The following is a 22716-nucleotide window of genomic DNA, read 5'->3' as shown; positions in this document are numbered from 1 at the left end:
TGGGTGAGGGCTCAGGCCTCTTCCTCGAACTGGATCGCGACGTCACCGTTCGCGGACAGGCGAACCTTGCCGTCCTCGATGCCAGCCACCAGGCCGACCGAGATGTAGTGGTGCTTGCCGCCCTGCCCGTCCTCGGTCTGGGGCGAGTCGTTCTTGGTCAGCTTGATGCGATCGCCCTCGATATGGTCGACCGTGCCGACATGGGTGCCGTCGGCGCCGATGACCTCTGCATGTTCCTGGATCTGGCTGACGTCGACCATGGTCTTTCTCCTTTGATGGGTGAGCCTGAAATCGGTTCTGGGGCGCAACGAGCGGCAGGGCGTTTGGATGCATCGCCGCGTGGCTTGGAGGGGCTCTCGCGCCGCGGCGGCTCGCCACGTCGGACGGGTGCCCGCGCGATTCACAGTCGCGGGGTGCGGGTGGCGAGGCTGGCACAGCCGTTCAGGCCAGACCGCGTGTCATGTGGTATGGCATGGTGATGACGCGCTCTGCCCGCCTCCTGGCGTTCGCCCTTCCCGGCCTGCTGGGCGCCTGCGCGCGGCAAGCCGCAAGCGGCGTCAGCCATGCCGCCGATGCACCCGGGTTCCTCTTTGGGTTGTGGCACGGCTTCATCTTTCCCGTCGCCTGGGTGCTCAGCCTCGTGATGCCGGACGTGGCGGTGTATGCGGTCCCCAACAATGGCGGCTGGTATGACTTCGGCTTCTTTGTCGGAGTGGTCTTCTTGGGGGTCGGCGCACGCAAGACGCGCACGGTCTATGTCACACGGCGGGTGCGCGGATGAGTTACAGTGTTCTGATCATGTATGCCGTCGCGCTGGTGCTTGGCCTGGCTGGCGGGTGGATGCTGCTGAAGCTCGCGTCCTCGCGCACGTCCGAGCGGCAGGTCTATGCCTATCGCATGTCGGGCGTGATGCTCGTTTCCGGTGCGATCGTGCTCGCCATGTCGGCCACCGCGATGTGGAACTGGAGCACTACCCCGTGATTGCGCCAGCGTCCCCTCTGCTCGGCACCCGGCTTGCGCGCCGCGGCACCGTCAACCCCAATTCGAATATCGTCGTTCCGAAAGGCTGATCCCATGTCCCTCCTCAAAGCCTCCAAGCAGTACAAGCCCTTCGAATATCCCTGGGCGTTCGAATACTGGAAGCGTCAGCAGCAGCTCCACTGGCTCCCTGAAGAAGTGCCTTTGGGTGAGGATTGCCGCGATTGGGCGCAGAAGCTGACCGATCACGAGCGCAACCTGCTGACCCAGATCTTCCGCTTCTTCACGCAAGCGGACGTCGAGGTGCAGGACTGCTATCACGAAAAATACGGCCGCGTGTTCAAGCCGACCGAGATCAAGATGATGCTGACCGCGTTCAGCAACATGGAAACCGTCCACATCGCCGCTTACTCGCACCTGCTCGACACGATCGGCATGCCCGAGAGCGAGTATGGCGCCTTCCTCGACTACGCCGAGATGAAGGACAAGCATGATTACATGCAGAACTTCGGCGTCGATACTGACGAGGACATCGCACGCACGCTGGCCATGTTCGGCGGCTTTACGGAAGGGGTGCAGCTGTTCGCGTCGTTCGCGATGCTGATGAACTTCCCGCGCTTCAACAAGATGAAGGGCATGGGCCAGATCGTGTCCTGGTCGGTGCGCGATGAATCGCTGCATTGCGAGGGCATCATCCGCATGTTCCACGCCTTTGTGCAGGAGCGTCAGTGCCTGACCAAGGCGGTCAAGGACGATATCGCCGATGTCTGCCAGACGACGATCCGGCTGGAGGACAACTTCATCGACCTCGCCTTTGAAATGGGCCCGGTCGAGGGGATGAAGCCCAAGGAGATCAAGAAGTACATCCGCTACATCGCGGACTGGCGGCTGGGGCAGCTGGGCCTCAAGCCCATCTACATGATCGACGAGCACCCCCTGCCGTGGCTGACGCCGCTGCTGAACGGCGTCGAGCACGCCAACTTCTTTGAAACGCGCGCAACGGAATATTCCAAGGCCGCGACCAAGGGTCAGTGGAACGACGTCTGGGACAGCTTCGATAAGCGCCAGAAGGCAAAGACGGGCAAGGCAGCCAACGAGGATGCCGGCGACCAAGGCGCCGACATGTTCTCCGCCGCTGGCGTAGCTGCCGAGTAAGGGTCGCGCGCGCATCGGGACCCGTCCCGGTGCGCGCCACCGCCGAGCGATGCGCGCGACGCGCGAACCGGAAGCGGCGCGACTATCCAGCAATATCGCACCAGGGGCGCCGACGTCCCGTCCACGGGCGCGCCAATCCTTCTGCGACCAGCTGGTCACCCAGTGAACGTCCGTTTCGCACCACAATCCGCAGGCGGCGGCCGTAGCGGTCCGTGTCCCTCGCCCCTGCGACTAGCCTGATCGGCCCGCCGTTGAGCAGTTGCTGGAGGCGCTGCGTGGCCGCGTTCCCCAGCCTGGCTTCGTCATCGCAGCGCGGTGGATGCGTCTCCGGCGCGTCGATGTCGGCGATGCGCACCTTTTCGCCACCGATCCAGAACGTGTCGCCGTCAACGACGCAGTCGACGCCGCCGCCGGTGGGGCACGATCCGAACCAGCGGGGTGGCGCGAAAGATGGGGACCGGCGCTGCCCGCCCGCAGCCCCGACCGGGAGCATCGTCGAACATAGCGCCGCAACTGCCCACAGGGCGGACCTCGCGACACCGGAGCGCCAACGGGATGATCGAAGCGTGGGGCGAGGGCGAGCGGCTCGTCGGCCCGGAGATTGTTCCATGCTCGCATCCGTGCCGTTCCCGGCTGCGCGATGGCGGGCGTCCTGCTCCGCTTCGGAATGAAACTGCGCCTATTTCCACGGGAACGGACCAGATTACCGGCCGGGCATGTCGCCAGCCGCCCCTTAATCTTGGCTCAACGTCGCCCGTGCAAAACTCCATCGCCCATGCTGCCCGGACCCCGCATCTTTCGTCATCGCAAATGGGCCTTGGTCTGGGCGGCGGGCATCCTCTGGCTCGCCTATGACGTGGCAGGGTCCGCACCCGCTCCTCAGCACAATGCAGCCGAAGACGACGCCACGGGACAGCAGGTCACCCCCGACGACCTCGCGATCCTGGCGAATGCGATGCCGGGCTAACGCGTCCGCCGGGTCGGCGCGTGAAAGTCGGGCGGCTTGTCGGCCACCCAGCGAATATACCGGGCAATATCGTCTCGGGACCTCAGCGCATCGAGGTCGGCGAAGTCGGTCGCGAGCTCGCGATTGGTCAGGTGGACGTGGATCGTCCGGTGGCAGATCGGATGCACCGGCACCGTCTCCGTGCCGCCCTGGCTCTTGGGAACCCGGTGGTGCCACTCGACCCGCGTGCCAAGCGGCCGGCTGCACAGGGCGCACGGGTCCGGGCTGACCTCTCGCTCAGCCTGTGCCGCCGCTGCGGCAAGCCCCGCCTTGCGCTTCACCCGTCCTGCCACAGGGCCGATATGGGCAGCCTTGGCGCAACGAAAAGGCGGGGCGCGACATGTGCCGCACCCCGCCCAATCTTTCGTCAGCCGCGATCAGAAGTGGGTAACGATACCCAGCTGCGGACGGAAGCTCTTGGCGCTGCCAAAGGTCGACACTTCGCCGCGCAAACGGAAGCCCGCGTTGCCGGTGATGCCCTTCAGGCCGATGTCCTTCGGGCCAGCTTCGAAGCCGACGCCATAGGTCATGGCGTGGAAGTCGGGGCTGTCGTTGCCGTAACGGTCGAAGTTGATCCAGCGGTAGCCGACCTTGCCGTAGAACAGGCCGCTGTCACCAGCGCGGAAGCCGAAGCGGCCGGCGGCGCCGTAGCCCCAGTCGATCGCGCCATCGACGCCCTTGGACACTTCACCTTCGGCACCCACGAATACTGGGCCGAGCGGCACGTTCACGCCGGCGACGCCCGTGACAACCGCACCCTGCAGCTTGCGGCCGCCGATCGGGGTGTTCGGGATGCCGTGACCAACGCGACGATCAAAACCTTCCCAGCCGCCGAGCACGCCGAAGTACGGCGCAATGCCGAATGCCTTCGACCCATCGGGAGCCGCTGCCTCGCCCGGTGCCGCGTCCGCAGTCGGCGCACTATCCTGCGCGAAAGCGGGAACGGCGAGGAACGTCGCCGCAACAGCGGCGGCGAGGGTGAACTTACGCATAATCTGAACCTCTGCTTCATCTTCAGGCTGGCGGCCGCCGTGCGCGTGCCGCCCTTGCCCGAGGCTCTGCACAACCACCGGCCCCCCTGCCGGTTCAGTACAAAATCGCAGAAATCCGCCAATTATGCCGAGTGTTGCGGAACAGACACGGTTTCTTGAGGGCACATGAACGAAGTGAGGCGCTGCCGTGGCGGATCAGTGGCGGGGGCGGTCCGGGCCGCCCCCGCGCGGCCATGATCAGGGACGCAGTGCTGCGTCGTCCCGGTCGTCCAGATCCTCATCATCGACTTCGTCCTGGTCGAAATCGGCCTGGAGATCGTCCTCGTCGATGTCATCTTCGTCCATGTCAACGGACGCGTCGGTCTCACCAACCTCGGTTGCCTCCATGTCGAGCTCGTCGATGGGCTCGTCTTCCTCGTCGTCGCCCAGGTCGGGCTCGATATCCGTCAGCAGCACGCCATCAGTTGGACCATCGCGCGTCGCCTCCAGGATCTCCGCCCGCTGGCTCTCGTCATAGCCTTCCTCGTCATACCCGTCGTCGCCCGGGCCCATGCCGGTAACCTGATGTCCGCCCATTTCGTTTCTCCTGCTCAACGGTGATCAGGGCGCGAACGGCGGGCAGGGCCGGCGGGTTCCGGAAAGGGGAGCACGAACGCGATGCTCCCCTTCTGGATGCTTGCCCGTCAGGCAGCCCGGTCATAGCGTGCAGGCATTCCTCGGACATTCCGAAAGGCTGAAAGTTGATGCGCCGCCTATATGTCTCGCTCCTGTTCCTTCCACTCGTCACGACAGCGTGTGGCAAGGGGGACGGCGGCACCTCCATCTCCGTAAAGGACGAAGGTGGCCGGGCAGTTGCGAGTGCCGACGGCAATAGCGGCCAGGTGAAGCTCGACGTGCCCGGCTTCGAGGGGAAGATCACCCTTCCCAAGATCAAGCTGGACGCGAGCAACTTCGACCTGAACGGCGTGCATCTTTATCCCGGCTCGCAGATCAACGGCTTCAATCTGCGGGCGGGAGAGAACAACAAGGGTGGCGTCCGCGTGACCTTCACCAGCCCGGCCGAGCCCGCCACCGTACGCGACTGGCTGGCCGAGCGGTTGAACAAAGCTGAATTCAAGCTTCGTAGCGATGGCACCGGACTTGTCGGCAAGACCGACGAGAACCAGGACTTCCGTCTTCAGCTGCGCCCAACGGGGGATCATCAGTCGCTAGGGGAGTTGGTGATCGGCTGAGGTCGCCGGGTCGGCACTGCTCGCCCCTGTTCCGACGCGACCGCAGCGCCTATGTGGCTGTCACGTTCCACCAGGGAAGTTCCCATGCTCGACACCATTGCCGCCGAGGTTCCGACCCTCAGCCTCGCCGACCAGGCCAGCGATCCCGACGGGTTCGCGCAGGCCTTTGGCAAGTCCTTCCAGCGCTTCGGCTTCGCGATCGTCGCGGACCACGGCATTCCTCATGGCCTGATCGACAGCGCCTGGCGCGAAACCGAGGCGCTGTTCGCGCTGCCTGAGGAGGAAAAGCGGCGCTACTGTGTCGCAGGTGGCGGTGGTGCCCGAGGGTACACGCCCTTCAAGACGGAGATCGCGAAGGACGCGAAGCATGTCGACCTGAAGGAGTTCTGGCATATCGGCCGCGACCTGCCGGCCGGGCACCGCTTCGCCGAACAGATGGCGCCCAATATATGGCCGGACCGCCCGGAAGGGTTCAAGCCGACCTTCCTTGACCTGTTCTCCGCCTTCGATACCGCGGGCGACAAGCTGCTGTCGGCCATTGCGCGTTATCTGGGGCTGGAAGCGAACTGGTTCGACCAAGCGGTGCGCGACGGCAACTCTGTGCTGCGCTTGCTCCACTATCCGCCGATCCCCGCCGATGCAGAGGGCGTGCGGGCCGGGGCGCATGAGGACATCAACCTCATCACGCTGCTGCTAGGCGCTGAGGAGGCGGGGCTTGAGCTCCTCGACCGTGACTCGGGCCGCTGGCTCGCCATCCGCCCGCCAGAGGGAGCGATGGTCGTGAACGTCGGCGACATGCTGCAGCGGCTGACCAATCACGTTCTGCCCTCCACCACCCACCGCGTGGTCAACCCGCCGCCCGAGCGGCGCGGCCATTCGCGCTATTCGATGCCTTTCTTCCTCCATCCGGCGCCCGACTTCCTGATCGAAACGCTGCCGGGCACGATCAATGCGGACAATCCCAACCGCTATCCGACCCCGATCACCGCGCACGATTACCTGCACGAGCGCTTGGTCGAGATCGGATTGGTCAAGAAGTAAGCCCCCGAACCGGGTGACGGACGCGCCGCAGCGCAAGATCATTCATGTCGACATGGACGCCTTTTACGCGTCCGTGGAGCAACGCGACGACCCGTCGCTGCGCGGTCGCCCGGTGGCGGTCGGCGGGTCGCGCGCACGGGGCGTAGTCGCGGCCGCCAGCTACGAGGCACGCGCGTTCGGGGTTCGATCCGCCATGCCGTCGGTCAGCGCACTCCGTCGCTGTCCAGACCTGGTGTTCGTGCCGCCGCGCTTTGACGTGTACCGCGCCATCTCCCAACAGATCCGCGCGATCTTTTCCGACTATACCGACCTGATCGAGCCCTTGTCGCTCGACGAGGCGTATCTGGACGTCAGCGAGGACCGCCGCGGGCTCGGCTCAGCCAGCGCAATCGCGAGCGAAATCCGCGACCGTATCCGCGCCGACACCGGCCTGACCGCGTCGGCGGGGGTGAGCTACAACAAGTTCATTGCGAAGCTCGCTTCCGATCAGAACAAGCCCGACGGGATGTGTGTCATTCCACCATCGCGCGGCGCTGCATTCGTTGCCGGGCTGCCCGTGAAGCGTTTCCACGGGGTGGGACCGGTCACCGCCCGGCGCATGAACGCGCTGGGCATCGAAACCGGCGCAGACCTTGCCGCGCGCGACCTGCCCTTCCTTCAAGCTCATTTTGCCGGCCATGCATCTTACCTGCATGGCGCCGCGCGGGGCGAGGATCATCGCCCGGTACGGCCGGACCGCCCGACCAAGTCAGTCGGGGCGGAGCGCACCTTTGAGCAGGACCTGTCCGCGCCGGCCGACCTGCTGAACGCGTTGGAACGGGTGGCGGACGCCGCCTGGACCCGGATCGAGCGAAGCGGTGCGCGCGGGCGTACGGTTACCCTGAAGCTGCGGTTCGCGGACTTCCGGACCATCACCCGCGCGCGCTCCGTTGCCGGTGCAGTCAGTGACCGGCCTGCCTTTGGTGCGATCGGCAAAGCGCTGCTCGCGTCGCAACAGCCCCTGCCCGGCGGCATCCGACTGCTCGGGCTGACCCTGTCGGGGATCGTTGACCCGGACCATGAAGCCGAACCCGTTCTGCCCCTGCTTGAACCGCGTTAGGCAGCCTTGGCCAGCGACGCCTCTGGGGCAGCCGGCAGGGTCAGGATCGCGGTCGCGCCGCGCCCCACTCCCTCGCTCTCCAGCCGCAACGCGCCGCCCATCGCTGTCACCACATTCGCGCACCAATGCAGCCCCAGCCCGCCGGACTTGTGCTCCCGCGTCGAAAACCCTCGCTGGAACAGGGCGGCGGCGGTAATCGAACCAAAGCCCTCTCCGTCGTCCCTGATGCAGATGTCGACCATATCGCCGTCTTTGCTGACGCTGACCGAGATCGAGCCGCTGCCGCGCCCCGTCGCGGCAATGGCTTCCGCGGCATTGCCGAACAGGTTGCCCATGACCTGACTCAGGATCACGCGGCTGGCCATGACGTCGTATTGCATGGCTGGGAAGGAGAACGCGATGGAGGCAAGCTGCGAATAGCGGGCGATGGTGACGTTGCGGGCGACGATTTGCGACACGTTGCACCGTTCCAGCGTAGCGCGCTCATGCGCCTGCTTTTGCTGTTCCCCGATGATTTCGAGAACAAGGGCCATGGCCTCGCGCCCGACCTGAAGCTCACCGCGCATCGCTTCACGCGCCTCCGCGTCGGCCTCGGTCGCTGCCGCAACGAACGCGGCAAGCTTCTGCCGGCGAGCTAACGGAGTGTCATCCCGCGCCAGCTCCCCGATCGCCCGGCCTAACGTCACCCGGTCAACGCGCCCGCGCTGTGCCATGCCGCGGCTCAGGATCGTGCTGATCGGGTTCAGCGCATTGCGAACATTGTGCATGACTGCCACCGCGCTCTCTGAGCGGCCGAGCGCAAACCCCTGTATCTCGATTTGTTCGCGCAGGTCCTGAAGTTGCAGCAGCATCGCGTTGAGACTGACCTCCAATGACCCGATCTCGTCCCGGCGAGAGACTTCCCTCAGCGTCGACGGTTGGCCGGATTCACGGACCTGCTGCATATGCCGCTCGATGTGAGCGAGTGGCTTCAGCACCAGCCGCGCCATCGCGATTCGAAGCACCGCCAGCACCACCAGCAGCAACAGCGTCGATCCTGCCACCGCCAACAGCAGCATCCGACGGCCCAGCATCGACACGTCGCGCGGCATCCGCAGGCGAGCACTCGCCACAGCCCGGCCGTCCGCGCCGATGATCGGCACCGCGATGCGAACGCTGGTCCGGTCGAGTTCGACGCCCTCGCGTTCACTCACATGATGGACGTCAAGTTCGGCCGGACGGCGCAGCAATTGGGACAATTGCGCCGATGTGACTTCGCGCGCGGTCAGCACCAGCCCCGGCGTTGGGGCAGTGACATCCGATCGGCGCACCTGTGCCACCCCGATCGCGGCAACGCTGGAGCCGAGCCTGGCAAAGAAGTGGCCCGAGTTGCCGCGGCGCAGCACCGGCGACAGATCACCTGCAGCAAGCACCCGGAGTTGCCGCTGCAAGCCCGGCACCTCGGCCCCTGTAAGCGGGTTCACCCATCGTGCCGCAGCCACCATCCCATCGGGTGTGACATAGGCCGTGCCCTCGGCTGCCAGGCTGCTGGTAGGGCGTCGCGACAGGTCATCGCCACCTTGCAAATTCCCTGACCGCGCAGCGCCCTTGCCGATATCTCGATCGGCCCAATCCCGCGCCGCGCCTTCGACTTCGGCGCCAGAGGCCGCCAGGACGTCGCGCGTTCGGTCGATCTGGCCCTCAATGACGCGAGTCTCAAGGCCGTCGAAGCTGGGGGTGATTACCGTCGCCAGCAGCAGCGTGATCCCGATGGCCCCGGCCAGCCCGACCGCGGTCAGGATCAGGACCAACTTCGCGCCAAGCGACGAAGGGCTGCGGCGCCATCTACCTCCCGCCCGCGACCCGGCCGCGTGGCGCATCAGCCGTGAGTTCCGGTTGCCGGCTCTTCCTCGCGATCGTCCGTTGCAAACCGAGCTACTGCCATGTCCCGCGCAACGTCAGCCGGTACTGGATGGGAAAAGTAGAAGCCCTGCAAATGGCTGGCCCCCGCGATCCGCAGCGCCTGGACCTGAGCTTCAGTCTCCACACCCTCCGCGATGATCTCCAGTCCCAGGGCGCGACCAAGGTGGATAATCGAATGGACGATCGCCGCCGATTCCCGCTCGCGCCCCATGCCGTCGATGAAGCTGCGGTCGATCTTCAGGCTGTCGAGCGCGAACTTGCGAATGTTGTACAGGCTCGAATAACCCGTGCCGAAATCGTCCAGTGCGATCCTGAACCCCATCTGGCGCAGCTTGTAGAGTGTTTCGGCCGCGCGGTCAGAATCGTCGAAGATCGCGGTTTCCGTGATCTCGATCTGCAGCTGGCTAGGCTCGATACCGGCGGCCAGCACCGCCTGCGTGATATGGCCGACGAAGTTGGTGCGGCGGAACTGGCGCGGGCTGAAGTTCACCGACACATATTGGCCGGGCCAGGCGGCAAGTTCGGTCAGCGCGTTGGCGAGCACCCAGTCGCCCAGTTCATGGATCAGGTTCGACTCTTCGGCGATCGGGATGAACGTCGATGGGCTGATCGGCCCGAAGTCGCTGGTGTTCCACCGCACCAACGCCTCGAATCCGACCACCTCGATCCGGTCGCGTGAAACGATGGGCTGGAACTCCAGGCTCAGTTCACCCCGGTCGATCGCCTGTTTCAGGCCACCTTCGATCCCGCGACGGACGCGAACGCCCTCGTCCATGCTTTCGTCGAACAGGCGGACCACGCCCTTGCCGACCCGCTTGGCATCGTTGAGCGCCAGGTCCGCGCGGCGCATCACGTCGATGGGATCATGCTCGTCCGCGCCGTCCAGGACGACCAGCCCGGCAGAAGCGCCGCCCTGCACCGAATGGCCATAGACGGTCAGGCTGGTGGAGCAGGCAGCCAGGAGGCGGTCGCAAGCCATCGCGGCGGCCTGCTCGCCTGGAGTGTCGAACAGGATGCCAAATTCGTCGCCGCCCAGGCGTGCGACCATCGCCCCTTCCGGGGCATGGCGGTGCAGGATACCGCAGATGATCCGGATCAGCTCGTCCCCGGCCAGATGACCAAGCGTGTCGTTGACCAGCTTGAAACGATCAAGGTCGATCATGGCCGCCGCGAACAGCCCGCTCCGCCGGACCCGCTCGCCCAGCGCCCTTTGGAACGCTACACGGTTGGGCGCGTCGGTGAGGGGGTCATGGGTCGCCATGTGCATCGCCCGGCTCTCGTTCGCGGCAAGCTCGGCGGACTGTTCTTCCAGCCGTACGACCTGCTCGGCCAAACGCGTCCGCGCGGCCGCAAGCTCGCGATCGGTCTGCCAGCGCGCGGCAAGCGCCGCCGCCGTTTGCTGGACCTCGGCAACCTCGAAAGGCTTGGCGAGGTAGAAGATCTTGTCGGCGGGTCCCGCGACGCGACTGATTTCCAGCGGCGTGAAGTCGGAATAGCCGGTGACCATGACCAGGTTGATCTCCGGGTCGAGGGCGCGGATCCGTCGCGCGGTTTCCTGCCCGTCGATCCCCGGCGGCATCCGCACGTCGATAAAGGCGACGGAGAATGGCTCGCCGGCCGTCCTGGCCGCGTCCACCACGTCGATCGCGTCCAGTCCCTGGTGGCAATGGACGATGTCGAAGTCGCTCTGGTCGTCTGCCATATCGGCCTGCCCATTCTCTCCGAACAGCTCGATCGCCATGGCGCCAAGAGCATCCGCAGTCACGGTGGCCCGCGCGAGAGAACGGCGATAGCTGTCGTGCACAGCCTGCTCGTCATCCACGATCAAGATACGCATCGAACACTCCGCCTTGCTTTGCGCCGGGTGCTCAAACGGCCTCTATGCACTTGCCAGGCCGTAAATGAACGCAATTAAGGGGCAGTAAACGACGGCGGACGCTCCAGCGCCTGCTCACCCAGCACGATTGCGCCAAGCGGCCCCGCCCGCCCGCCGAGCGCGGGTGGCACCAGGAACGTGTCGACCAGCGCGACCTCGGCCACGGGCACATAGCCGGCAAGGCTGCGGGTCATTGCAGCGCGGACTCTCGGAAACAGGTGCGTCGTCCCGGTCATCACCCCGCCCCCCATCACGATCCGGCGCGGAACGCCCGTCAGGACCAGCGCATGGCAAAGCTGGCCCAGCGCATGCGCTACCAGGTCCCACGCCGGATGATCGGCGGGCAGGTTCTCGGCCGCCTCGCCCGTGCGCGCCTTGATAGCGGGTCCTGCGGCAAGCCCCTCGATGCAGCCGCCGTGAAAGGGGCAGGAACCGACCCAGTCATCACCGGAAACCCGAACAGGCCGCAAATGCCCCATCTCGGAATGGGTAAGGCCGTCCACAGGACGCCCGCCCGCGATCAGCCCGGCGCCGATGCCGGTGCCCACTGTGACATAGGCGATGTCGGCCAGTCCCTCCGCCGCGCCCCAGCGCGCCTCTGCCAGCGCCGCCCCCACCACGTCGGTATGGAAACCGGTCGGCACGCCAGCAACGGCAGCCAGCCGCCCGGCGATATCGGCATGGGCCCAGCCAGGCTTGGGCGTGACCGTCACATGGCCATAGTCCGCAGCCGAGCGATCGATCGAGATCGGCCCAAAGCTCGCAATGCCGAGCGCGTCATAGCCACGCCACCGTTCCAGCACCGCCTCGATCGCCGGCAGGGTCTCGTCCGGCCGGGTGGTCGGGATGCGGACTTCGTCCTCAACCGCATCAGGTCCGCGCGCCAGGATGCAAACGCATTTGGTCCCGCCCAGCTCAACTCCGGCGATAAGCGGTTCCTGTGGCATGCCCGTCTCCCTTGCGTGCCCCCCTGCACGACCGCGCGGCAGGGGGCAACGCGCCGGCGGTCGCGGTTATTCGACGGTAACGGACTTGGCGAGATTGCGTGGCTGGTCGACATCGGTGCCCTTGGCAACCGCAACATGATAGGCGAGCAGCTGCACTGGCACCGCGTAGACGATCGGCGCGATCAGCGGATGCACCTTGGGCATCGTTATCGTAGCGATGCAGCCTTCGCCGGCGGCAGCGACGCCGTCATAGTCGCTGATCAGGATCACCCGGCCGCCACGCGCGCGCACCTCCTGCATGTTCGACACCGTTTTCTCGAACAACGGCCCCGACGGTGCGATCACGATCACGGGCACCGCATCGTCAATCAAGGCGATAGGCCCGTGCTTCATCTCACCTGCGGCGTAACCTTCGGCGTGGATGTAGCTGATTTCCTTCAGCTTCAGCGCACCCTCCAGAGCGAGCGGATAGTCGGTGCCGCGACCAAGGTACAGGACGTCACGCGCGCTTGCGACCGTGCCGGCCATCGCCTCGATCGCCTCGTCATAGGCAAGCGCGCCGTTGATCGCGGCCGGTGCCTCCGACAGGTGACGCACGATCTCCCGCTCCGCCGCCTCGCTCAACTTCCCCTTGGCGCGTGCAAGATTGGCCGCCAGCGCTGCCAGCACCGCAAGCTGGCAGGTGAACGCCTTGGTGGACGCGACGCCGATCTCCGGCCCTGCATGGGTCGGCAACAGGATGTCCGCCTCCCGCGCCATGGAACTGGTGGGCACGTTGCACACCACCGCGATCCGTTGCCCCTCGGCGCGGGCGTGGCGCAGCGCCGCAAGCGTGTCCGCCGTTTCGCCCGATTGCGAGATGAACAGGGCAAGCCCGCCCGGCTCCATCACCGGCTGGCGGTAGCGAAACTCCGATGCGACATCGATGTCGACCGGAACCCGCGCGAACTGCTCGAACCAATAGCGGGCGACCATGCCGGCATAGAAGCTCGTCCCGCATGCCACGACCGTAACGCGGCGCACGTCGGACAGGTCGCTTTCAGGGATCGGCAGCGTGACTCGCCCCTCCAGCCGCTGCAGGTACGAACGCAGCGTCTGGGCAACCACGACCGGCTGCTCATAGATCTCCTTCTGCATGAAGTGGCGGTAGTTGCCCCTGTCCGCCGCGTGACCGAACACGCCCGAGTTGACGATCTCGCGCTCCACGGTCGCGTTGTCGCGGTCGAAAATCTGCACCCGGTCGCGCCGCACCTCCGCCCAGTCGCCTTCCTCCAGATAAGCGATGCGCTGGGTCAGCGGGGCGAGCGCATGGGCGTCCGAGCCGAGGTAATTCTCCCCGTCACCATAGCCGACCGTGAGCGGCGCACCCAGGCGAGCACCGAACAGCACATCGGGTTCGGTGCGGACCAGCACTGCCAGGGCGAATGCGCCGTGCAGGCGCGGAAGCACGGCCGCCACGGCTTCACGTGCGCCCAGGCCGCGCTTCAGCTCGCGATCGACCAGATGGGCCACCACCTCTGTATCAGTTTCCGACAGGAACGTGCGCCCGTCCGCGATCAGCTCTTCCCGCAGTGGCCGGAAATTCTCGATGATGCCGTTGTGGACCACGGACACGTCGCCCGCGATATGCGGATGCGCGTTGTCTTCGGTCGGCCCGCCATGGGTCGCCCACCGCGTATGCGCGATCCCGATCAAGCCGGGCAGCGGGTCGGCCCGCAACCGTTCGGCAAGGTTGGCGAGCTTGCCCGGCGCGCGGCGACGGTCGAGTTCACCGTCATGCTCGGTGCAGATGCCGGCGGAGTCATAGCCGCGATATTCAAGCCGCTTCAGGCCCTCAAGCAGGCGGTCCGCCACCGGCGTCGCACCCAGAATGCCAACGATTCCGCACATGTTCGAGCTTTCTCTTGTCGAAATTCAGTAAAGGACGGTAATTCGGTCGACGGGGATCGTCCCGATCATCTCGCCGCCTTCTTGCTGGCCATTGCTGCCCGAAAGCGGGCCGCCCAGCCCGACTTCACGACCTGCGGCGGACGGACCAAAGCCAGCGCGTCAGCCTCGACGTCCGCGGTGATGACCGACCCCGCCGCGACGATGGCGCCTGCCCCGATCGCGACGGGCGCGACCAGTGCTGAATTGGACCCAACAAAGGCGCCGGCCCCGATGGTGGTGCGATATTTAAGGAATCCGTCGTAATTGCACGTGATCGTGCCGGCACCGATGTTGGCGCCCGCGCCCACCTCCGCGTCGCCAAGGTAGGACAGGTGGTTCGCCTTCGCGCCCTCGCCCAGAACGGCATTCTTGACCTCGACGAAGTTGCCGACGCGAGCCCCTCGACCGATCCGCGCGCCGGGACGAAGCCGCGCAAACGGGCCGATCGCCACGCCCTCTCCGACGCTGGCGCCTTCCAGGTGGGAAAATGCGTGGATCACCGCCCCGTCCGCCACGCTGACACCGGGGCCGAACACGACATTGGGTTCGATCACCACATCCCGACCAATTGCGGTGTCATGGCTGAACCAAACAGTGCCGGGATCCGCCAGCGTCGCGCCCTCCGCCATCGCCCGGTCGCGACGCAGTTGCTGCCAGCGTGCCTCTACCCCGGCGAGTTCGGCGCGGCTGTTCACGCCCGCAACCTCATCCGCTGCGGTTTCGATCACGGCCGACGCACGCCCGTCCGACGCTGCAAGCATGACCACATCGGGCAGATAGTACTCGCCAGCCGCATTGCCGTTGCCGACGCGGGGCAGCCAGCCGAACAGGTCTTCCACCCGCGCCGCCATCAACCCGGAGTTGCACAAGGTCACCGCCCGCTCTTCGGGCGATGCGTCCTTGTACTCGACCATGCGATCGATCCGCCCATTGGCATCGGTGATGACCCGGCCATAAGCGGCGGGATCGGCTGGGCGGAAGCCAAGCACGACCGTCGCCGGCGTGTCGGGCGCGTGCAGCCGCGCGATCATCCGCCGCATCGTGTCGGCACTGACCAGCGGCACGTCGCCATAGAGGACCAGGACGTCGCCCGCGAACCCTGCGAGCGCGTCGCGCGCCTGGAACACGGCGTGGCCGGTGCCAAGCTGTTCGGACTGGAGCGCTGTCACTACGCCCAACGGCGCGACCGCTGCCTCGACCTGCTCCCGCCCGGCACCCGTCACCACCACCGTCCGCTCAGGCGCCAGTTCCCCGACAGAGGCAAGCAGGTGCATCAGCATGGGCCGCCCCGCGATCGGGTGCAGCACCTTGTGCTTCAGCGATTTCATGCGGGTACCCTGCCCGGCGGCAAGGATGACAACGGCAAGCGGTGGCGTGCTCATGGTGTTCGCGCCTGCCACGAAGATGTTGCCAAAGCCATAGCCCTGCTGGCACTCGCGCGCGTCATGAATGCTGATTTTCCTTTCCGCATCGTCGGGTTCGACCTCGACGGCACGTTGCTCGACACCAGCGGCGACCTCGCCGCAGCGGTAAATCACGCGCTGACCAGCGTCGGGCGACCTGCGCTCAGCGTCGAAGAGGTGCGCCCGATGATTGGCGGCGGGGCGCGTCACATGCTGGCCCAGGGCATGGCCGCGACCGGAGGGTGCACGGAGGGGGAGCTGGACGTGCTTCAGCGCCGGCTGCTCGACTATTATGCCGCCAACATTGCCGACAAGACGCAGCCCTTCCCCGGTTGCCTGGCCGCGCTGGACAACCTCACTGGCAGGGGCGTGCGGCTGGCGGTGGTGACCAACAAGCTCGAGCATCTGGCGCGCGAGGTGCTGGACGCGCTGCACCTCACGTCGCGCTTCGACGCGATCATCGGGGGTGACACGATGGGCCCCGGCCGCGGCAAGCCTGCGCCCGACCCTGTGCTCGCCATGGTGCAGCGCTGCGGCGGCGGCAGCGCGGCCTTTGTCGGCGACTCCGTTTACGACGTCCAGTCAGCGCAGGCGGCGGGCCTGCCGGTGGTCGCCTGCAGCTTCGGCTTTCTCCAGCAGCCGGTCGAAACGCTCGGCGCAGAGGCTGTGATCGATCATTACGACGAACTCATCCCGACGCTCGTCCGGTTGGGATCGGCCGCATGACAAGCTTCTGGCGGATCGCCCTGGTCGCCGCAGCCATTTTCGCCGTGGTCATGGCTCTCGCCCCGCACCCGCCGTCGCTCCCGTCGAGCGACAAGAACTGGCACATGCTCGCCTTTGCAACGCTCGCCCTGCTCGCAGCACTGGCTTACCCGCGCGAGCCGCTGTTTCGGATCGGGGAGCACCTGTCGTTCCTGGGTGCGCTGATCGAAGTGCTCCAGTCGATCCCGGCGTTGCACCGCGACTGCGACATCAAGGACTGGATCGCGGACACGATCGCGATCGCGGCTGTCCTGTTGGTCGTCCGCCTCGTCAGGCGCGGCCGCGCCGCCACTTGATCCAAAGGTGCCGCGCAAGCAGCCCCGGCGGCATGCGCAGCCAGTGCGAGCGGACATAAAAGGCGGCCCTGGTCGCAGGTCGAACTGCCCGGCCCCAGCCATCGCGCGCCAGCACCCGCCGCTGGATTAGCCGGTCGAGGCTGTCCCACTTTCGCCAGCTCTCCGGAACCTCCGTACCGAACAGCGCATGGGCTTGCCGGCCGGCACGCATGACCTGCGGCAGGAGCCCGTGGCACACGGCGCGCTCGTCGACCCCCTCGCCACCGAACTCGGTCAGGAGGCAATGCACATCCCACAGGTTGCGCAGGCCCCCGGCAAGGTCGCCATCGGCCAACAGGTGCGCAGCCGCGTGGACGACCATGTCGGCGTGAGAGAGGATGGACAGGCCGTTGCCGAGCGGTTCGGCGCTCGCGACCAAGGCCGCGGCATCAGGGCTGGGCCTCGCGGTCGGGGGCAGGATCGTATGGTGCACATCGATCATGCGATCCCGCTCACGATGGATCAGCGGCGGCAGCTCATGCATCCATGTCCGGTAGTAATGGTCATCATAGGCGTCGGGCTTGACCCATTCCCACCCGCCGCCAAGCAAGGCGCGTTCAACCGCCGCCAGCTGGTCGCGCGAAACCAGCAGGTCGAGGTCGCCGATCTGCCGCCCCTGCCCCGCCATCAGCCCGGCGGCCGCATAGGCCGTCCCCTTCAGCATGATGAGGGGGGTGCCGAGCGGGGCAAGCACCCGGCGCGCCATCTCCGCCTCCCATAAGGCCGTGCGCCGCGCCTGCACCGCGCCCGCCTGGGCATCGGCAAGCCAGTCCTGAACCTCGGCAGGCAGCGGCAGCCCCGCCAGTCGCCACGCGAGCGTACCGGCCAGTTGCTCGGCCCGCGCCATCGTCAACAGGGCGGTCCAGCCCTCTCCATCCAGCGCGGTGGTGGAGGCCGGATTGCGAAGCGCGGCCGCCAGCAGGCGCGCATCGGTCATCCCCAAATCTCGTCAACCATCGCCAATGCCGACGCACCATCGGGGTAGTCGACCGCCACTGTGGGCACCTCACGCACCAGCCGGGTGAGTGCCCGAAATCCTGGCTCGCCGAGATTGGCATAGTTGGTGGAGGCGGCCGTCAACCGCACGAATGCCTCGCTGGCCGGCACCGCGCGCGTCGCCGGTGCGAACCCGTACCGCGGGAACAGCAGCATCGCCGGCATCGCTTGCCGGTTCATCCCCGCCAGCGCCAGCGCGTCGGGGACGAGATGCCGGATCGTGCCCTTTGGCGTTCCCACCAGTTCAGGCCCCCAGCGCCCTTCCCCGGCGAGTGCCGCGATGCTGTCGTTCTTCAGGCTGATCGGGCGCGGGAACGGGTGCAGCGAGCCATTGTGGAGGTCGACCAGCGCGAACTCGTCGCCCAGCAGCCTCCAGCCACGACGCATCAGCATCGCGGCCAGCGTCGACTTGCCCGCCCCCGACTCTCCCGTCATCACCAGCGCGCGCCCGTCCTTCTCGACCGCCGCCGCGTGGAGCAGCAGGTGACGTCGCCAGCCGAGCGCCACCTGCAGGTTCATGGCCATTTCCGCCGCCAGCAGCGCGTGGGCAAGCGGCAGGGGCGCAGCCTCAGGCAGCATGTAATCGCCTGCAATCGCCACGGACGGCCGTACCCAGCGCCGCCACGGACGGGTCGGCTCCAGTCGAACGGTGAAGTCAGGAACGCTGTCGCCCGGCGGATAGTCGGCGTAGAGCGCGCGCAATTGCGCCAATGGCTGGCTCCAGGCCGATCCGACCCGGAAGCTTGCCGGCCCCACCCGAACCTTCACGCCGCGCTCACCAGCCCCGCCGCGACCAGCTCCTCCAGCCGCTCTGCCAGATCGTCTGCCTCGGTCAGGTCATAGCGCTCGGCCAGTGCCGCGCGAAGCTTGGCCAAGGTCAGGCCATCTCGCCCGAGCGCGTCCAGGATCTCCGGCGCGGGCTCGACAAGCAGGTGGGTCTGCCCCGACGGGCGATGATAAACAGCCGTGAAGGCGTCGATCGGTTCGGCCAACAGCGCATCGGCTGGCGGCGCGCGATAGATCACGCTGCTTCCGTCCGGGTCAGGCGCGCGGCATCTGGAGCGAGGCGAAACAAGTGAAGCCACCCTGCCCGCGCTGAAGCCGCCGAATGTAGTTCACGTAGGCGCGATTGCTTTCCATGCTGGTGCCGGGCAGCTGACTGCCGGCCAGCGCGCGCTTGACCTCCTCGCCCTTGAACGCGCGGCCCGGCGGGGCGAACGCTCCCTGCGTGCCGGCAGGCACCGTGCTGCCATCAGGCGCGATGAAGCTGCCCGCGCGACCGGGGTCCGGAACCGGGATCTCGCAGGCAAGCACCGAGCCGGCAGTCTGCGCCAGGGCCGGTCGGATCGACAGCACCGCCGCGCCAGCGCCAGCGCCGATCATCAGCGCCCGGCGACGGGTCGTCGTCGCGGGCCCATTCGGCTGGTCGTCGGGTCGGTCGGCGTCGCTCATCTTGGCCCTTGGTACCCCTTCGCCCTTTCACAATCGTGAAGCCGGAGCAAGCGGCCTCCACGTGCCGCAACGGGACGGAACGTTGGCCCGAGCCCTAGCGCCCCGCGGTGACGTGCCCGCTCCGCTCCAGCTTGCCCCACCCCACCCACGGACCGCGCATCGCCTGGACCAGCGCCTTTACGACGACATAGTACATGATCTGGCGATACCCGATCCGCTGGGGAATCAGCAGCCACAACAAGCGCCAGCGCTCGCGCCGCTCCAGCGCAAAGGCGATCACGGCGGCCAACAGGTCGGCGGCGGTGAACAGGCTCCAGTAAATTGCCATTTGGATCACGTCGCCCTGCGTCTGCGCCCAGCCATGCGCCGCAACCCGCAGCCAGGTTCCCACGATGCTGGCGACCAGCGCCAGGTCGATGATCGGCGAAATGGCGGCCAGCAGGACCTGGAACAGCACCGCCTGGGGCAAGCCCACCCGGGCAAGGCCACGGGGCCTGCCGGACACGATGATGCCCTTGTGCTTCCACAGACATTGCAGCGTGCCATAGGCCCAGCGGAACCGCTGCTTGGCAAGGCCGCGGAAGCTTTCGGGCGCTTCCGTCCAGGCAACGGCATATTGGTCATAGGTGACCTTCCACCCTGCGCGCTGGATGGCGATGGTCAGGTCCTGATCCTCGGCCAGCGTGTCCGCCGGATAGCCGCCGACCTGCCGCAACGTTTCCGTCCGCCATGCCCCCACCGCGCCCGGCACTACCGTGATCGCGTCAAGGCTCGCCAGGGCGCGGCGCTCCAGATTTTGTGCGGTGATGTACTCCAGCGCCTGCCAACGGGTGACCAGGTTGATGCGGTTGCCGACCTTGGCATTGCCCGCCACCGCGCCGAGCTTGGGATCGACGAACCAGCGGGCCAGGCGCGCAATGGTGGTTGCCTCGAACTGCGTATCGGCATCCAGCGCGATCACCAGCTCGGTATCGACCAGCGACAATGCCTGGTTGAGCGCACGCGCTTTGCCGCCGTTGGGTAGCGTCAGCAGCCGGACGCGTGGGTCTGTGCCATAGGCCTCCTCCACCACCGCGCTGGTGCGATCCTTGGAGCCATCGTCGATCACGATCACCCGCACATCGACATCCGTGCTGTCCAGCACCCGGGCGACGGCGCGCTCGATCACCCGCTCCTCGTTGAAGGCCGGGATCAGCACGGTAATCCGCCGGGCCGGATCGATCGCGGGAAACACCGTCCGCCCCTCCACCCGCGCCTGCCGAAGCGCCAGGCCCGACAGCACTAGCGCGCGGGCAATGCCCAGGGTGACCGCGATCAGGAACAGCCAACGCAGGGCAATGGTCAGGTCGCCCAGCGTCGTGAACAGGATCAGGTCCCAGCGCGCCGCCGCCCGATCGGATGCGGAAATGGGCGGCATCGCCGCGGCGCGCGATAGGCCGGCAAGCTCCGACACGGGCACGAAGCGATAGCCGCGGGCGCGCAACTGGTCGATGATCGCGGGCAGCGCCGCCACCGTCTGCGACCGGTCGCCACCGGCATCGTGGAGCAGCACAACATTGCCGCTACGCTCGTCGTTCGATGCCTCCACGCCCGCCACCGTGCGATCAATGATCGCCTGCACCCCCGGCCGGGTCCAATCGCCCGGATCGACGTGAAGCCCTACGGACAGATAGCCGAGCCGCTGCGCGTCGAGCGCCGGCCCGATTTCGTCCGCCGTGGTCGGCTCCGCATCACCGAAGTACGGGGCACGGAACAGGCGTAGCGACCGGCCGGTAAAGGCCTGGAACAGCCGTTGCGTCGCGTTCAGCTCGACCGCGGTCGTCCCCTCGGACACGGTGGCAAGGTTGGGGTGGGTATAGGTGTGGCTGCCTACCTCATTTCCTTCCGCAACTTCGCGGTCGAGCAGGCGGCGCTCCGTAAGCGCATTCTCGCCGATGACGAAGAAAGTCGCCGGAACGCCCTTTGCCTTCAGAATATTGAGAATGCGCGGTGTCCAGGTCGGGTCGGGTCCATCGTCAAAGGTCAGGGCAACCAGCCCCGGCTTGTAGCCCGTCCGCTGGATCAGGAACGGCGATGGCAGCCGCTCGAAGCGCACGTCCGACACCGTGCCGTCGCGCGCCGTTGCGATCCGCCGCTGCCCGGCAACCGGGGTCGCCCCGATACGCAAGATCTCGCCTGCTCCCTCGATATCGACCTCGGTGCCGGCCGGGATCGCGCCCATCACGGTTGCGGGCGGCAGTGTCGGGTGATGGCGACCAAAGAACCGCCACAGGCCGGGGTCCTCGCTGCCCAGCCGCCAAAGCGCGACCTGGCGGATACCGGCCCGACCCAGCGCGGCAAGCTGGTTGTAGGCGGCGGGCGCGTCCGCGATCCACACCTGGTGATCGGCACCCGCTTCGGAATAGCCGAAATGCGACTCGCCCGTCGCCTTGTCGAAGGTCGGCGTCACGCTGGAATCGCGCGCGGCAAGCCAGGCTTCCTCCACCGACAGCGCGTCGGTGTCGCCGCCCTTTTTCCAGTCATAGGCATAGGACGCGACCGCGACGACCAGCTTGGCTGGTGGCACCGTTCGGGCCGCCCGCGCGACCACCGTCTCGAACCAACGCTGCGACGCGATCGCACCGGGGTCGCCGCCCTGGTAATGCTCGTCATACGCCATCAGGAACAGCTTGTCGGTGACCCGCGCATAGGCGCGCAGGTTCCAGGCCGGGTCATCCGCTGGCACCGCGATCGCCACCGTCCAGCCGCGCTTGGCAAAGCGGTCATGCGCTTCGGACAAGAATCGCCGGTAATTCTGCTGCGCGGCGGCGGGCAGCTGCTCGAAATCGAAAAAGGCGCCGTCCGCGTGGTTCGCCGCCAGCAACGCCTCGACCCGTGAAAGCGTCCGCGCCCTGGCCGCCGGATCGGCGAAAAGCGCGACGGTCCCGGCCGTGTCCCACTCACCATTCAACGCGTTCTGCACCATCGGCAGCACCAGCGGTCGATGCGTCGCCTGTGACAGGATCGCCTTGCCCGCCGGATCAGGGAAGTCGGTAATCCGGTGGTCTTGCCCGGTGATCGACATCCAGCCCGGCACCACCCAATCGAGCTGGTTCACATGGCGGCGGAGCGATGCCGTGCTCGCCTCGTCCCAGGGCGCATGAAAGGCGATGGCGAGCGGCGTCGCGGCCGATCCGCTCGGCCCGCGCCACAAATGCCCCATGTAACCCAGCGCACGCCCGATCGCCCGCACCGGCTGATGCCCGCCAACCCCCGGCACCGCCGCGCCGTGCATGGGCGGGCGCTCCACGGTGAAGGGCAGCGGCCGGGGCGTCGCGACGGCCAGGATCGTCGCCGCGAACGCCACCAGCGACACGATCAACAAGGTCGCGAATGCCAGGCTGGCCAGAAGAAACCGGCGCCGCCGCCGGCCCGAGGGGTCGAAGAATACAGGCTGCTCGCTCACATAGGTACCCGAACTGCGGCAAAGGCGTGATGGCGCGACACGGCAAGGTTCCAGCGTTGGCAGCGGGTGCTGCTATGGGTCGGTAAATGGCGCTGCGCAACGCCGCTGATCGTGGCTGGCTGGGCGAATAGCTGTTGATCGCCTATGACGCAGGTCATGAACG

At 66.8% G+C, this 22716-nt stretch carries 24 protein-coding genes; 9 read left to right on the top strand and 15 right to left on the bottom strand.

Annotated elements, in window-relative coordinates:
• Positions 1-11: 11 nt before the first annotated feature.
• Positions 12-260, bottom strand: a complete 249-nt coding sequence (locus FHS94_RS06200; protein ID WP_184055748.1) for a DUF2171 domain-containing protein — start codon at positions 258-260, stop codon at positions 12-14.
• 218 nt (positions 261-478) lie between these two features.
• Here FHS94_RS06200 and FHS94_RS06195 point away from each other — a divergent pair, with 218 nt between their 5' ends.
• From FHS94_RS06195 to FHS94_RS06185, 3 genes are all read left to right on the top strand, one after another.
• Complete coding sequence (locus FHS94_RS06195) at positions 479-781, top strand: hypothetical protein (RefSeq protein ID WP_184055746.1); 303 nt, start codon at positions 479-481, stop codon at positions 779-781.
• Positions 778-981, top strand: coding sequence for a hypothetical protein (locus FHS94_RS06190; protein WP_184055743.1), 204 nt, complete (start codon positions 778-780; stop codon positions 979-981). Before FHS94_RS06195 ends, FHS94_RS06190 begins: the two co-directional genes overlap by 4 nt.
• A 93-nt stretch (positions 982-1074) precedes the next feature.
• Entirely contained in the window at positions 1075-2133 is a 1059-nt protein-coding gene (locus tag FHS94_RS06185) for a ribonucleotide-diphosphate reductase subunit beta (protein WP_184055741.1), read from the top strand.
• Positions 2134-2215: 82 nt separating this feature from the next.
• Here FHS94_RS06185 and FHS94_RS06180 read toward each other — a convergent pair whose 3' ends face one another.
• Complete coding sequence (locus FHS94_RS06180; RefSeq protein WP_184055739.1) at positions 2216-2626, bottom strand: thermonuclease family protein; 411 nt, start codon at positions 2624-2626, stop codon at positions 2216-2218.
• 282 nt (positions 2627-2908) lie between these two features.
• Between FHS94_RS06180 and FHS94_RS06175 the strand changes: the two genes are divergently transcribed.
• Positions 2909-3100 (top strand): hypothetical protein, encoded by a 192-nt coding sequence (locus FHS94_RS06175; protein ID WP_184055737.1) that lies wholly within the window; start codon positions 2909-2911, stop codon positions 3098-3100.
• Here the strand turns inward: FHS94_RS06175 and FHS94_RS06170 are convergent.
• From FHS94_RS06170 to FHS94_RS06160, 3 genes are all read right to left on the bottom strand, one after another.
• The gene (locus tag FHS94_RS06170; RefSeq protein WP_184055735.1) at positions 3097-3420 is read right to left on the bottom strand and encodes an HNH endonuclease family protein; all 324 of its coding nucleotides are present in this window, start codon (positions 3418-3420) and stop codon (positions 3097-3099) included. The genes FHS94_RS06175 and FHS94_RS06170 overlap by 4 nt on opposite strands.
• A 96-nt stretch (positions 3421-3516) precedes the next feature.
• Complete coding sequence (locus tag FHS94_RS06165; RefSeq protein ID WP_184055733.1) at positions 3517-4131, bottom strand: opacity protein; 615 nt, start codon at positions 4129-4131, stop codon at positions 3517-3519.
• 237 nt (positions 4132-4368) lie between these two features.
• The gene (locus FHS94_RS06160) at positions 4369-4707 is read right to left on the bottom strand and encodes a DNA primase (protein WP_184055731.1); all 339 of its coding nucleotides are present in this window, start codon (positions 4705-4707) and stop codon (positions 4369-4371) included.
• Positions 4708-4874: 167 nt separating this feature from the next.
• Between FHS94_RS06160 and FHS94_RS06155 the strand changes: the two genes are divergently transcribed.
• The 3 genes from FHS94_RS06155 to dinB all read left to right on the top strand — a co-directional run bounded on the left by FHS94_RS06155 (position 4875) and on the right by dinB (position 7503).
• A complete protein-coding gene (locus FHS94_RS06155) occupies positions 4875-5363 on the top strand; it encodes a hypothetical protein (RefSeq protein WP_184055729.1) in 489 nt (162 codons plus the stop codon).
• Between the two features lie 84 nt (positions 5364-5447).
• The gene (locus tag FHS94_RS06150) at positions 5448-6404 is read left to right on the top strand and encodes an isopenicillin N synthase family dioxygenase (RefSeq protein ID WP_184055727.1); all 957 of its coding nucleotides are present in this window, start codon (positions 5448-5450) and stop codon (positions 6402-6404) included.
• 13 nt (positions 6405-6417) lie between these two features.
• Positions 6418-7503: a DNA polymerase IV gene (gene dinB, locus FHS94_RS06145; protein WP_343055188.1), complete on the top strand. Its 1086-nt coding sequence runs from the start codon at positions 6418-6420 to the stop codon at positions 7501-7503.
• Here dinB and FHS94_RS06140 read toward each other — a convergent pair.
• The 5 genes from FHS94_RS06140 to glmU all read right to left on the bottom strand — a co-directional run bounded on the left by FHS94_RS06140 (position 7500) and on the right by glmU (position 15539).
• A complete protein-coding gene (locus FHS94_RS06140; protein ID WP_184055724.1) occupies positions 7500-9362 on the bottom strand; it encodes an ATP-binding protein in 1863 nt (620 codons plus the stop codon). The two genes, dinB and FHS94_RS06140, sit on opposite strands and share 4 nt — an antisense overlap.
• Positions 9362-11242 (bottom strand): putative bifunctional diguanylate cyclase/phosphodiesterase, encoded by a 1881-nt coding sequence (locus tag FHS94_RS06135; protein WP_184055722.1) that lies wholly within the window; start codon positions 11240-11242, stop codon positions 9362-9364. Before FHS94_RS06135 ends, FHS94_RS06140 begins: the two co-directional genes overlap by 1 nt.
• A gap of 74 nt (positions 11243-11316) precedes the next feature.
• The gene (locus FHS94_RS06130; RefSeq protein WP_184055720.1) at positions 11317-12228 is read right to left on the bottom strand and encodes an ROK family protein; all 912 of its coding nucleotides are present in this window, start codon (positions 12226-12228) and stop codon (positions 11317-11319) included.
• Positions 12229-12294: 66 nt separating this feature from the next.
• Positions 12295-14118, bottom strand: a complete 1824-nt coding sequence (gene glmS / locus FHS94_RS06125) for a glutamine--fructose-6-phosphate transaminase (isomerizing) (protein ID WP_184055718.1) — start codon at positions 14116-14118, stop codon at positions 12295-12297.
• Between the two features lie 65 nt (positions 14119-14183).
• Positions 14184-15539 (bottom strand): bifunctional UDP-N-acetylglucosamine diphosphorylase/glucosamine-1-phosphate N-acetyltransferase GlmU, encoded by a 1356-nt coding sequence (gene glmU / locus FHS94_RS06120; protein WP_184055716.1) that lies wholly within the window; start codon positions 15537-15539, stop codon positions 14184-14186.
• Positions 15540-15602: 63 nt separating this feature from the next.
• Between glmU and FHS94_RS06115 the strand changes: the two genes are divergently transcribed.
• The gene (locus FHS94_RS06115; protein WP_184055714.1) at positions 15603-16286 is read left to right on the top strand and encodes an HAD-IA family hydrolase; all 684 of its coding nucleotides are present in this window, start codon (positions 15603-15605) and stop codon (positions 16284-16286) included.
• Positions 16283-16621: a hypothetical protein gene (locus FHS94_RS06110; protein ID WP_184055712.1), complete on the top strand. Its 339-nt coding sequence runs from the start codon at positions 16283-16285 to the stop codon at positions 16619-16621. Before FHS94_RS06115 ends, FHS94_RS06110 begins: the two co-directional genes overlap by 4 nt.
• On the opposite strand, the gene FHS94_RS06105 is transcribed toward FHS94_RS06110, so the two are convergent.
• The 5 genes from FHS94_RS06105 to FHS94_RS06085 form a co-directional block, all read right to left on the bottom strand.
• A complete protein-coding gene (locus FHS94_RS06105; protein ID WP_184055710.1) occupies positions 16596-17597 on the bottom strand; it encodes a nucleotidyltransferase domain-containing protein in 1002 nt (333 codons plus the stop codon). The two genes, FHS94_RS06110 and FHS94_RS06105, sit on opposite strands and share 26 nt — an antisense overlap.
• Positions 17594-18424, bottom strand: coding sequence for an HprK-related kinase A (locus FHS94_RS06100; RefSeq protein ID WP_184055708.1), 831 nt, complete (start codon positions 18422-18424; stop codon positions 17594-17596). The genes FHS94_RS06105 and FHS94_RS06100 overlap by 4 nt, the downstream gene beginning before the upstream one ends.
• The gene (locus FHS94_RS06095) at positions 18421-18681 is read right to left on the bottom strand and encodes an HPr-rel-A system PqqD family peptide chaperone (protein WP_184055706.1); all 261 of its coding nucleotides are present in this window, start codon (positions 18679-18681) and stop codon (positions 18421-18423) included. The genes FHS94_RS06100 and FHS94_RS06095 overlap by 4 nt, the downstream gene beginning before the upstream one ends.
• Positions 18682-18697: 16 nt before the next feature.
• On the bottom strand, positions 18698-19108 hold the full coding sequence (locus FHS94_RS06090; protein ID WP_184055704.1) for a hypothetical protein: 411 nt from the start codon (positions 19106-19108) through the stop codon (positions 18698-18700).
• A gap of 94 nt (positions 19109-19202) precedes the next feature.
• Positions 19203-22553, bottom strand: coding sequence for a glycosyltransferase (locus FHS94_RS06085; RefSeq protein ID WP_184055702.1), 3351 nt, complete (start codon positions 22551-22553; stop codon positions 19203-19205).
• Positions 22554-22716: the final 163 nt, after the last annotated feature.

The organism is Sphingomonas aerophila (assembly GCF_014199305.1).
GTDB lineage: Bacteria > Pseudomonadota > Alphaproteobacteria > Sphingomonadales > Sphingomonadaceae > Sphingomonas > Sphingomonas aerophila.
Note: the sequence above shows the minus strand (reverse complement) of the source record. Positions and strands in the feature narration are given on the sequence as shown.